This window comes from Micromonospora sp. CNB394 (assembly GCF_000374985.1).
Lineage (GTDB): Bacteria > Actinomycetota > Actinomycetes > Mycobacteriales > Micromonosporaceae > Micromonospora > Micromonospora marina.
In genome coordinates, this window is record NZ_KB895845.1 from 59,302 (window position 1) to 71,278 (window position 11,977).

Genomic DNA, 11,977 nt, shown 5'->3' on the forward strand with positions numbered 1-11,977 from the left:
TCCACCAGTAAATCGATGCATTGAGCGGTAGCCAAGTTCGTGACGTAGCGGTGACCCAGGGCGGCGGCGCTTCCGCCGCGGAAGGGACGAGATGATGACAGAGACGAGGCGGAGCCGACTGCGACCGCTGGCGGCGGTGCTGACGGCGGCACTGCTCACCACCGGATGCGGCGGACCGGCCCCCAGCGGGGACGGCGACGACGGCAAGGTCAGCGGCACCGTTCGCCTGCTGACGCCGATCTTCGAGGGCGCCGACGGAAAGACCGTGCTGGAGAAGCAGCTCGCCGACTTCAAGAGCAAGCACCCCGACGTCGCGGTCGAGGTCGACTACACCACGTACGCCAAGCTCAACGAGAAGCTCACCACCTCCATCGCCGGCGGCCGGCCGTACGACGTGATGCTGATGGGAGTCGGGTGGATCCCGCCGTTCGCGGCCAAGGGCGCCCTGGCCGAGCTGGACGAGAACAAGCAGGACCTGACCAAGCGGTACAACGAGCGGGTGGTCCAGCCGGGTATCTACCAGGACAAGGTCTACGGCCTGCCGATCATGTTGGACACCCGCTTCGGGATATATCGCAAGGACATCTTCGCCCAGGCGGGCATCACCGCGCCGCCGAGCAACTTCACCGAGTTGCGGGAGATGGCCCGCAAGCTGACCGTACGTGACGGTAGCGGCAAGCTCACCCGTGCCGGAGTGGACATCCTCTCCAACGACCTGCGGCAGACGTTCCTCCCGCTGATGTGGGCCAACGGTGGTGAGCTGTTCACCCCCGACGGGAAGCCGGCCTTCAACAGCCCGCAGGCGGTGGGCGCGTTGCAGTTGATGACCGACATCATCCGTACCGACAAGTCCGAGGACTTCGGCTTCACCCAGCCCGGTGCCACCAGTCTCCCGCTGGCCCAGGGCCGGGCGGCGATGATGGTGGGGCACAACAACCACCTGCTGGCGATCGAGGAGCAGGCGCCGGAGCTGGTCAAGGAAGACAAGATCGGCTTCTTCATGATCAATAACGAGCGGCCGGCGATGTTCCAGGGTGGCACCCTCGCCACCGTCTCCGCCAAGTCCCAGCATCCGGCCGCGGCCAAGGCGCTGGTCCGCTTCCTCACCGACGAGCAGGCCTCGCTCGCCGCCAACGAGCAGCGGGGCAACGTCCCGGCGCTCAACGGCCTCGCCGACTCCGACTACGTGAAGAGCAACAAGGCCGCGCAGTTCGCGATGGAGAACCTCGACGCCGCGTTCTCCGAGGGCGGCGTACCGGCCTGGCTGGAGATCCGGGGTGACTTCAAGGCGGCCATCGAGGCCGCGCTGCTGGGCCAGAAGACCCCGCAGCAGGCGCTCGACGAGCTGGCGGCCAAGGCGCAGGCAGCGATCGCCAAGGGCTGACATGACCACCACCCTTGAATCCGTGAGCGTGGCGTCCGCGAACCGGGCGCCACGCCCGCCCCGCCGTCGACGGCTGGGCGCCGACCGCCGCCGCGCGGCCTATCTGATGCTGGCCCCATCGGTGATCCACCTGATCTGGTGGATCGGCCTGCCCGTGGTGGCTACCTTTGGCCTGGCATTCACCCACTACGACGTGATCGCCGGCACCATCCAGTGGGCCGGCCTGGACAACTTCCGGGAGATCTTCGCCGACGACATCTGGAACCGGTCGATCTGGCACACGATCATCTTCACCTTCTTCACGGTGCCGGTGGCGATGGCGATCGCGGTGTTCATCGCGGTGCTGCTGAACCAACAGATCCGGGCGCGGGCCTGGTACCGCGCGGCGTTCTTCATGCCGCACATCACCGCCACCGTCGCGATCGCGCTGGTCTGGATGTGGATGTTCGAGCCCACCCTCGGGTTGTTCAACCTGCTGTTGGACCGCGTCGGGGTGAACGGGCCGGCCTGGTTGTCCGACCCCGACTGGGCGATGCCGGCCGTGATCCTGGTCAGCATCTGGAAGGGCATCGGCCTCAAGATGCTGATCTACCTGGCGGCCCTGCAGAACATCCCGCACGACCTCTACGAGGCGGCGGACCTCGACGGCGCCTCGGGCCTCCGCCGGTTCTTCGCGATCACCCTGCCCCTGCTGAAGCCCGCAACGTTCTTCGTCTTCATCGTATCGATGATCGACGCGTTCCAGGTCTTCGACCAGGTGTACGTGCTGACCCCCGACGGCGGTCCGGCGAACTCGACAACCGTGATGACGTACGAGATCTACCGGACCGCATTCAGCGAGTTCAACATCTCGGTCGCCTGTGCGCAGAGCCTGGTGCTCTTCGCCTTCCTGCTCGTCCTGACGGTGATCGGCCGCCGGCTGACCGGGAAGGACGCCGATGAAGCCTAGAATCGCTCCCCGCCTGGCACTGCACCTCATGCTCGGCGGGGGTGCCCTGGTCATGGTCGTGCCGTTCTTCTGGATGATCCTGACGTCGCTCAAGAGCCGTGCCGACATCGCCGCCTACCCGCCCAACCTGCTGCCCGACGAGTGGGTGTGGAGCAACTACCAGGCCGCGCTGGACTACGCACCGTTCGGGACGTACTTCCGCAACAGCCTGTTCATCGCCATCGGGCACACGGTGATCAACCTGATGCTGGCGACGATGGCCGGGTACGCCCTCGCCCGGGTGCCGTTCCGGGGCCGGACCGTCGTCTTCATGGCCGTACTGGCGATGATGATGATCCCGACCTACACGAAGATCGTCCCGCAGTATCTGATCGCCAAGGGCATGCCGTTCTTCGGCGGTAACGACTACCTCGGGCGGGGCGGCTACGGCTGGCTCGACTCGTGGTGGGTCCTGATCGTTCCGGGGGCGCTGACCCCGTTCGCGATCTTCCTGTTCCGGCAGTTCTACCTCTCGCTGCCGCGAGAGCTGGAGGAGGCGGCACGCATCGACGGGATGGGCGAGTTCGGGATCTTCGCCCGGGTGATGACTCCGCTGGTGAAACCCGCGATCGCCACCGTCGCCCTGGTCACCTTCGAGGGCAGTTGGAACAACTTCCTCTGGCCGCTGCTGGTCACCACCCGCGACGATCTTCGGGTGATCCAGGTCGGCCTGGCCGCCTTCCAGTTGGCCGAGCGGACCGAGTGGTCCTACCTGATGGCCGGCTCGACGCTGGCCACCGTGCCGATGATCGTGCTGTTCCTGTTCGCCCAGCGTTACTTCGTGCAGGGCTTCGCCACTGCCGGAATCAAGTAAGAAGGAGCACCTTGATGACTTTCGACCTGACCGGACGCCGGGCTCTCGTCACCGGCGCCGGCCACGGGATCGGCGCGGCCATCGCCGTGGGGCTGGCCAAGGCCGGGGCGGACGTCGCCGTACACCACGGGCACTCGGCCGGCCCGGCCGGTGAGGTGGCGTCCGCCATCGAGTCCCTGGGCCGCAAGACCGTCGTCCGGCAGGCCGACCTCACCAGAACCGGCGAGGTCGGTGACCTCGTCGACGAGGTCACCAGCTTCCTCGGCGGCCTGGAGATCCTGGTCTGCAACGCCGGTGGCATGGTCGGCCGCAGCCCGGTGGCGGAGATGACCGACGAACACTACGCCGAGGTCGTCGACCTCAACCTGGGCAGCACGTTCCGCACCGTCCGGGCGGCGATCCCGCACCTGCGGTCGGCCGGCGCCCGGGGACGGGTGATCACCATGTCCTCGCTGGCGGCGCAGAACGGTGGGGGCGCCGGCTCGGCCGTCTACGCGGCGGCGAAGGCGGGAGTGCGGGGACTGACCAAGGGCCTGGCCAAGGAGCTGGCCACCAGCGGAGCGACCGTCAACGCGGTCGCCCCGGGCTTCATCGGTGGCACCAACTTCCACGACACCTTCACCGCCCCGGCCACTCAGGAGGCGATCATCAGCGGGGTGCCGCTCGGGCGGGGCGGCACCCCGGACGACGTGGCCGGCGCGATCGTCTGGCTCGCCTCCGACGCCGCCTCCTACGTCACCGGCGCCACCATCGACATCGACGGTGGCGCGTGGTTCCGGTGACCGACACCACCGTTGCACCGTCCACCAGCCGCCCCGTGCCGCCAGCGGCGCGGGGCGGCTGGTGGCACGCCTACGTCTGCCCGGCGCACGGGGTGGAACTCGAACACGAGGGGCTGCTCTCCGGCGCCTTCCCCGACGGCGGTGCCCGCTGCCGGCACGGCTGCCGGGTCGACGAACCCGCGGTACGGGGGGCCTGGACCGTGCTGGCCCACCAGGCGTGCGCCCGGCAGATCCGGGCGCTCGCCCGGTCCCCGCACGCCGCCGACCGCTACACCGCCGTCGACCTGCTGACCGGGTACGCCCGGCAGTACGCGGCGCTCGGCGCGGCCCCGCACGAGGGAGCCGCCGACTGGATGCTGCGTGGCCGACTGTTCCACCAGGCGCTCACCGAGGCCATCTGGGCGGTGACCGTCGGGCAGGCCGCTCGTGCGCTGCGCGAGGCCGGCCACCCACTGCCCGCCGAGGTGACGGAGTTGCTGCGTGCGCTCGCCACGGCGGCCGGGCAGGCACGCGACGCACTGATCGGTGCCGGCCGGTTCGACTCGAACTACACCGCCTGGCTCATCGCCGCCGGGGCGGTCTGCTCCGGCCGGCCGGAGTGGCTGACCGGACCGCACGGCCTGTGCGCCCACGTCCCGGCAGCGGTCCGGCCGGACGGATGGGAGTGGGAGGGGTCGACCTACTACCACGGCTTCGTGCTGCGCGCGTACCTGCTGGCGCTGCACGCGATGCCCCACGTCGACGTGCCCGGCGAGGTGCGGGACCGACTCACCGCGATGGTCGGGGTGCTGGAATCCCTCACCACCTCCGGCGGTCTGCTGCCCGCCCTGCACGACGGCCCGTACGACCGTCCGCCGGCGGCGTACGAGCTGGCCGAGCTGAGGGAACTGCTACCACTGCTCGGTGTGCCGCCGACCCCGACGGAGCCGGTCACGCTGCATTCGAGCGCCGGCTACGCGGTGCTGCGCGGAGCGGGGCTGCACGCCGTGGTGGACTTCGGCCCGCACGGCGGCTCGCACGGACACCTGGACAAGCTGGCCCTCTATCTCTACGGCGCGGACACCCCCTGGCAGCCGGACCCCGGCCAGGTACCGTACGCGCACCGGGGATGGCGTCGCCACTACGCCTCGACCGCCGCGCACCCGACGTTCAGCGTCGACGGGTCGGACCAGGCCGAGTGCGCCGGATACCTGATCGGGCACGACAACCGGTCGGTCGCTGTTGGCTGCGACACGGCCTACCCGGGGGTGACGGCCCGCCGGGAGCTGGCCCTTCGGGACGGCGCGCTCGTCGACGAACTGACCGTCGAGACGGACCGGCCCCGCCTGGTCGTCGCCCACCTGCGTCCGGACGTCGACCTCACCGTCTGGCCCGGCGCCGGTGGCGCGCTGGAGACGGCCTGGGCCGGCCGGCAGAAGCTGCGCGGGTCGCACACCGCATCCGTACCGGCCGACGTGCTCTGCCGGCCGGGTCCCGGCCCCGCCGACGACCCGCAGCGCGTCCGGACCTGGGTCGACTGGACCGTGCCGGACGCCACCGTTGTGACCTTCCGCTCCGTCTACCGGATGGGAACCTGATGCAACCCCTGCTGATCGGTGATCGGCTCGACGAGCTGCGGGCCGCGCTCACCACCACCCACACCGCCCAGTGGCGGCGACTGTACGAGCAGTGCGAGTGGTACCGCGGGCAGAGCCCGCCCACCGAGCACCCGACCGCCAGCATCACCTACTTCGGTCCGGCCGCGATGAACCTCGCCCTGGCCTACCGCCTCACCGGGCAGCCCGGCTACCTGGCCGAGGCCCGACGGTGGATCAGCATCGCCGTGTCCTTCCCGCACTGGGGCAAGGCGAAGCTGCCCGACCACGACCTCGACGCCGGCTGGCTGCTGCACGGGCTGTCCCTGGCGTACTCCTGGCTCCGCGACGACCTGCCCGGCGACGAGGCCGACGCGCTGCGCGCCAAGCTGCTGCTCCAGGGCGAGCGGATGTACGACTTCGCGGTGCAGACCGAGGGAACCTGGTGGTCGTCGAGCTACTGGCAGAACCACAACTGGATCTGCTACACGGGGCTGGCCGCCGCCGGCTACGTCCTCGACCAGCCGCAGTGGAGTGACCGGGCCCGCGACAACCTCGGCACCGTGCTGGACCTGATGCCCGCGGACGGGTCGGACTCCGAGGGCGTCGTCTACTGGCGGTACGGTGTGCCGTGGCTGGCCATCCACCTCGACCTGCTCCAGCACGCCGAGGGCATCGACTGGTGGGAGCGTGGCGGCTTCCTGCGCCACACCTTCGAATGGCGGCTGCACCAGTGCGCTCCCGGGTTCGAGGAGAACGTCGACCACGGTGACTGCCACGACCGCCGATCCGGGCACAGCGTGGCGCTCTACCACAAGCTCGCCGCCGCCTACCGGGACGGCCGGGCCCGCTGGCTCGCCGACCACGTCGCCGAACGGCACTACTGGCGGGAGGCATACGCCTCCGGAGTGCGGCCGGGGGTGATGCCCGAGGCCGGCTACGAACTGCTCTGGTACGACCCGCAGGTACCCGTCGTCGACCCGGCGGACACGGTGCCGACCACCGCACACTTCCCCGACCTGGGCCAGGTGACCGCCCGTACCGGTTGGCACGACGGCGCGGCCTTCGTCAGCTTCAAGTCGGCACCCGGCGGCGGGCACACCGCATGGGAGACCGCCGACCGGTTCCGCCGCGACAAGGGCTGGGAAACCCTCAACGCCGGGCACCACCACCCCGACGCCGGATCGTTCGTGTTCGGTGTCCACGGCGCGTTCCTCGCCGTGGACGACGGCTACTGCAACCGAAAGCGGGCCGCCCACCACAACCTCGTCCTCGTCGACGGGCAGGGCTGGGCCGGCGAGGACCGCTACCACGTCTACAAGGACCTGCCGTACGAGCGGCAGGCCCGGCTGCGCGACGTGCTCGCCGACGGTGGCCTGGTGCACGCGACAGCCGAGTCGGGCGCGATGTTCGATCCGGCCCTCGGCGTCCGGCGCGTCGACCGGACACTGGTCTTCACCCCGTCCGGCCGGCTGGTGATCCTCGACGACCTCGCCGCCGAGCAGCCGCGGGAGTGGACGTTCCTGCTGCACTCGGACTGGCCGGCCGAGTTCGTCGACGGCGACGTCGTGTTGCGCTCCGGCCCGGCGCAGGCCCAGGTGCGCCGGTTCGCCCCGGACGACGCCACGGTCAGCCAGGGCACGACCGAGATCGAGGCCAACCCCACCGCCAGCACCCCGAGCCTGCGGATCGTCCGTACGCTGCACACCGTCCGCGTCCGGGTCGCACCCACGCCGCGCAGCCAGATCCTGACCACCATCGAGCCGACCTCCGCGCTGGCCCCGACACCGGCCACCGCCGAGACCGCCGACTGCGCCGCGGGGACCGGGATCCGGTTCGGTGGCGGTGAGACGGTCCTGCTCGCCCCGACGACACGACGGATCGAGGGCGAGGGCGTACGGGCCGACGCCGCTGCCGTGATCCTGGTGCCGGCGACCGACGATCACCCCGCGCGGGTGGGCGTGGTCGGTGCCACCCACGTCGAACTGGCCGGCCGGGTCCTGCTGGACGGCGCGGAGCCGGTGACCCGGGTGCTGCCGTGGCCAGCCTGACCGCCGGAACGCGCATCAGCCGGTCCGCCCCGGACCGGCGTCATCCGGTCGGAGAACGGCAGACCGGCTGGCAGGGCGCCGCCCTGCGGATGCTGGAGTTCGTCGCGTACCCGGCGCTGGCCGGCTGCGCCCTTCTCCTGCTCTGCCTGGGCGTGGTGACCTGGCTGCCGGCGCTGGCCGCCGCCGCGTACGCCCTGCGACAGTGGCGCGACGACGGGCGGCCCCGGCCCTTCCTCGACACGCTGGAAGCATTCGGACGCTACTGGCGGCGGCTGTGGCGACACGCGCTGCTGTCGACCGTCGCCGGACTTGTGCTGGTGGCCAACGTCGTCTTCCTCACCACCCGCCCCGGCGTCGCCGCCCTCGCCCTGCTGGCCCTCCAGATCGGGCTCGTGCTGGCGTCGGTGCCGTACCACCTGGCGCTGGCGGTGACCGCCGCCCGCGACCCGGGCGGCGACGTGCGGCGCTGGTGCCGGGGCGCTCTGCTGTTCGCCTTCGCCGCGCCCCGCCGGGGCCTGGCGCTGCTCGCCGTGGCGATCGCAGCGCCGGTGCTGACCGCCCCGCTGGCGGTCGGCCCGCTGCTCCTCGGCGGCACCCTCCCACTGCTGGTCGGCCTGTGGCTCGCCGACCGTCCACACCCCTGCACCCCGCCCGACCGGAAGAGGAAGCCATGACGACACCACCTACCAGCACCGCCCTCGCGCCGGCCGCTTCGTGCGGGAGCAGGTGATGGCGGGGCCCGTGACCGCGGCGGCGGGCACCACCGTCCTGGACGTCGTCGCCGGAGACCGTCTCCTGCCGGTGGTCGTGCTCGACGACGCCGAGGCCGCACCGCCGCTCGGCGCGGCCCTGAAGGCGGGCGGCCTCCGCACGGTCGAGGTGACCCTGCGCACCCGGACGGCCGTCGCCGCGATCCGAGCGCTGGCCGACCACACCGACCTGGTGGTCGGCGCGGGTACGGTCACCACCGTCGACCAGGTCGAGCAGGTGATCGACGCCGGCGCCCGGTTCGTCGTCTGCCCCGGCTTCTCCGCAGCCGTGGTGCGGCGATGTCAGGAACACGGCGTGCCGGTCATTCCCGGCGTCGCCACCCCCACCGAGATCCAGACGGCCCTCGACGCCGGACTCTCGGTGCTCAAGTTCTTCCCCGCCGAGCAACTCGGCGGCCTTCCGATGCTCAAGGCGCTGGCCGCACCGTACCCCGGCCTGCGTTTCGTCCCCACCGGCGGAATCACCACCGCCAACCTCCGCGGCTACCTCGACCATCCCTCGGTGCTCGCTGTCGGGGGCACCTGGATGGTCGCCGCCGGGCTGCTCGCCGCCGGCCGGTGGGACGACGTGACGACGCTGACCGCCGCGGCCCTGGCCGCCGCCCGAGAAGGTGACCGATGAAGCTGAACGTCCGCCCCGCCGCAGAGTGCCGCTACGACCTGGTGTCCCTCGGTGAGGTGATGCTGCGCCTCGACCCCGGGGAGGGCCGGGTACGTACCGCCCGTACCTTCCGGGTCTGGGAGGGCGGCGGCGAGTACAACGTCGCGCGCGGGTTGCGCCGCTGCTTCGGCCTGCGCACCGCTGTCGTCACCGCCCTGGCCGACAACGAGGTCGGCCGGCTCGTCGAGGACCTGATGCTCCAGGGCGGAGTGGACACGTCCCTGGTGCGGTGGACGCCCTACGACGGGATCGGTCGCACCACCCGCAACGGGCTCAACTTCACCGAACGCGGCCACGGGGTACGCGGGGCGGTCGGCACGTCCGACCGGGGGCACACCGCCGCCAGCCAGCTCAGCCCGGACGCTGTCGACTGGGAGCACCTGTTCGGCACCCTCGGCGTGCGTTGGCTGCACACCGGCGGCATCTACGCCGGCCTGTCCGAGGTGGCCGCGGAGACCGCCGCGGTGGCGATGGCCGCCGCCCGCCGGCACGGAACGGTGATCTCGTACGACCTCAACTACCGGCCGAGCCTGTGGCGTGATGTCGGTGGGCAGGAGCGCGCACGACACGTCAACCAGCGGCTGGCCCGGATGGTCGACGTCATGATCGGCAATGAGGAGGACTTCACCGCCGCCCTCGGCTTCGAGGTGCCGGACACCGACGCGGACCTGTCCCACCTGGAGGTGGACAACTTCCAGAAGATGATCGACCAGGTCACCCGGGCGTACCCCAACTTCGCGGTGGTGGCGACCACGCTGCGCACCGTGCGGACCGCCACGGTCAACGACTGGGGAGCCATCGGCTGGTCCGCCGACACCGGCTTCGTGACCGCCCGGCACCGGCCGGGTCTGGAGATCCTCGACCGGGTCGGCGGCGGCGACAGCTTCGCCTCCGGCCTCATCTACGGGCTCATGGCGCGCGGTGACCTGCGGGTGGGCGTCGAGTTCGGTGCCGCACACGGCGCGCTGGCGATGACCACACCGGGGGACACGTCGATGGCCAGTCTGCCGGAGGTCGAAGCACTGGCGGCCGGCTCCGGCGCCCGGGTACGCCGCTGAGCGTGACCCGCCGCACCGGCACCGACCCCCGGCGTGCGGAGCCGACTCCCGCGCCGGGGGATGGCCGGAGTACGTGGTGGTCACCCGGTCTGCGGATCATGGTGGCCGACACCTTCCTCATGGGCCTCGGCTTCTACGCCCTGGTGCCGCTGCTGGCATACCACCTCCTGCACGACCTCGGCCTCAGCATCGCACTCACCGGGCTGCTCGCCGGCGTACGGTCGGCCAGCCAGCAGGGCATGATGCTCTGGTCCGGCATGCTCGCCGACCGGTTCGGTCACCGGCGCGCGATCTGCCTGGGCGTGCTTCTGCGCGCCGCCGGGTTCGCCGCGTTCGGCGTCGTCGACGCCGTGCCCGGGCTCGTGGTGGCCTCGGTCCTGGCCGGCCTCGGCGGCTCACTGTTCCACCCGGCCAGCTACGCCCTGTACGCCGAACTGACACCCGCGCCACACCGCACCCGCGCCTACGCCGTGCGGGAGATGGCCAGCAACGCCGCCTTCGTTCTCGGACCGGCCCTCGGCGGCGTCCTGGCCGCCACCAACTTTCCCGCCCTGTGCTTCGTCGCGGCCGGCCTGTTCGTGCTCGCCGGGGCGATCACCTGGCTGGGGCTGCGCCCGGACCGCGCCAACGCCGGCACCTCGGACCGGATGTCGTCCCTGCACCGGCTGCGTACGGTCGCCCGGGACCGCCAGTTCCGCCGGTTCGTCCTGGTCAGCGCCGCCGCGTGGGCGCTGTTCAGCCAGCTCTACCTGGCGGTGCCGGTCCGCGTGGGGCAGGTCCTACCGGGAACGACGTCACTGGGACTCGTCTACAGCGTCGCGGCGATCGTCATGGTCGTGGCGACCGTTCCGCTGACCCGGCTCGCCGAACGGTATCTCCGTACCGGTCAGACGCTCGCCGCGGGCACGGGCGCGCTCGCCGTCGGCCTGTGGCTGCTGGGCGTGCTGCCGGGGCCGGCCGGGGTGGTCACCGGTGTCGTCGTGTTCACCCTGGGACAGGTCCTGCTGCTGCCCACCCTGAACGGCACCGTCTCGCGACTTGCCCCGGCGGGTGCGGTGGCGTCGTACTTCGGTGCCAACGGTCTGGTGCTGTCGCTCGGTGGGCTGGTCGGCAACCTCGGCGGCGGGTGGCTGCTCGACCTCGGCGGCGGTCTCGCGCAGTGGGTGCCGTGGACTGTCTTCGCCGCGTGGGGCCTGGCAACCGCAGGCGTGTACCTGCTCGTGCTGCGCGCGCCCGAACCCGTCGAGGCAGCCGCGTCGCCGGTCGGACGCACCGCTGAGGCGGCTTCAGACAAACGCGGGTGACAGTCTGCTCGTCGGGTTCGGGCCGCGGGCGGTGCCCCACCGTCCCGGCCTGTCGATCAATCTGAGGCGAGGATCGCGTACAGGTCCGAGTCTCGCCAACCGTCGCGAACGAACGCGGTGCCGCGCATTCGTCCCTCGTAGCGCATGCCGATCTTGAGGAGCACGGCGGCCGAGGCCACGTTGCGTGGATCGCAGGTGGCGAAGACGCGGTGGCGCCCGTGGTCCTCGAAGCCCATCCGCACCAGCTCCCGCGCCGCGGCGGTAGCTATTCCCTGCCCCCACCGTCGTGGATGCACCACGTACGCGATCTCACCGGTGCTGCGGCCGTGCAGCCTGAGTTCGGCGCTGCCCACCAGTTCACCGTCGACGAGCACCCCGAAGACCAGCCGCTCGGGCCGCGCCGCCACCGCTTCCCGCACGTATGCCTGCGTCTGCTCGTACGTGTTGGGACCCCACACCTGGTAGCGGCACGCCTCCGGCAGACACGCCCAGCGGTGCACGGCGGCGGTGTCGTCGAGCGTGAGCGGGCGAAGGGCGAGCGTCACGGCACCATGATAGGCCCGGACGGTGTTCATGATCTCGTGGTCGGGA

11 protein-coding genes are annotated in these 11,977 nt (G+C 71.3%); 10 read left to right on the forward strand and 1 reads right to left on the reverse strand.

The features are described 5' to 3' along the window. Positions 1-94: 94 nt before the first annotated feature. The 10 genes from C569_RS0121060 to C569_RS0121105 are packed head-to-tail and all read left to right on the forward strand — an operon-like array spanning position 95 to position 11,386. A complete protein-coding gene (locus C569_RS0121060) occupies positions 95-1,384 on the forward strand; it encodes an ABC transporter substrate-binding protein (RefSeq protein WP_196806752.1) in 1,290 nt (429 codons plus the stop codon). Between the two features lie 22 nt (positions 1,385-1,406). Next, positions 1,407-2,333 (forward strand): carbohydrate ABC transporter permease, encoded by a 927-nt coding sequence (locus C569_RS0121065; RefSeq protein ID WP_018787749.1) that lies wholly within the window; start codon positions 1,407-1,409, stop codon positions 2,331-2,333. Next, positions 2,323-3,186 (forward strand): carbohydrate ABC transporter permease, encoded by an 864-nt coding sequence (locus C569_RS0121070; RefSeq protein WP_026268449.1) that lies wholly within the window; start codon positions 2,323-2,325, stop codon positions 3,184-3,186. The genes C569_RS0121065 and C569_RS0121070 overlap by 11 nt, the downstream gene beginning before the upstream one ends. A 14-nt stretch (positions 3,187-3,200) precedes the next feature. After that, a complete protein-coding gene (locus C569_RS0121075; RefSeq protein ID WP_018787751.1) occupies positions 3,201-3,968 on the forward strand; it encodes an SDR family NAD(P)-dependent oxidoreductase in 768 nt (255 codons plus the stop codon). Further along, positions 3,965-5,545, forward strand: a complete 1,581-nt coding sequence (locus tag C569_RS30660) for a heparinase II/III family protein (protein WP_155945570.1) — start codon at positions 3,965-3,967, stop codon at positions 5,543-5,545. Before C569_RS0121075 ends, C569_RS30660 begins: the two co-directional genes overlap by 4 nt. Further along, on the forward strand, positions 5,545-7,593 hold the full coding sequence (locus C569_RS0121085; protein ID WP_018787753.1) for a heparinase II/III family protein: 2,049 nt from the start codon (positions 5,545-5,547) through the stop codon (positions 7,591-7,593). Before C569_RS30660 ends, C569_RS0121085 begins: the two co-directional genes overlap by 1 nt. Next, complete coding sequence (locus tag C569_RS30665; RefSeq protein ID WP_018787754.1) at positions 7,581-8,267, forward strand: DUF624 domain-containing protein; 687 nt, start codon at positions 7,581-7,583, stop codon at positions 8,265-8,267. The genes C569_RS0121085 and C569_RS30665 overlap by 13 nt, the downstream gene beginning before the upstream one ends. Before the next feature lie 55 nt (positions 8,268-8,322). Beyond that, positions 8,323-8,985, forward strand: a complete 663-nt coding sequence (eda, locus tag C569_RS0121095) for a bifunctional 4-hydroxy-2-oxoglutarate aldolase/2-dehydro-3-deoxy-phosphogluconate aldolase (protein ID WP_051090512.1) — start codon at positions 8,323-8,325, stop codon at positions 8,983-8,985. Then, positions 8,982-10,082, forward strand: a complete 1,101-nt coding sequence (locus C569_RS0121100) for a sugar kinase (protein WP_018787756.1) — start codon at positions 8,982-8,984, stop codon at positions 10,080-10,082. The genes eda and C569_RS0121100 overlap by 4 nt, the downstream gene beginning before the upstream one ends. 2 nt (positions 10,083-10,084) lie before the next feature. Beyond that, positions 10,085-11,386: an MFS transporter gene (locus C569_RS0121105; RefSeq protein ID WP_155945571.1), complete on the forward strand. Its 1,302-nt coding sequence runs from the start codon at positions 10,085-10,087 to the stop codon at positions 11,384-11,386. Between the two features lie 56 nt (positions 11,387-11,442). Here the strand turns inward: C569_RS0121105 and C569_RS0121110 are convergent, their stop codons facing one another. Further along, positions 11,443-11,931, reverse strand: a complete 489-nt coding sequence (locus C569_RS0121110) for a GNAT family N-acetyltransferase (protein WP_026268450.1) — start codon at positions 11,929-11,931, stop codon at positions 11,443-11,445. Positions 11,932-11,977: the final 46 nt, after the last annotated feature.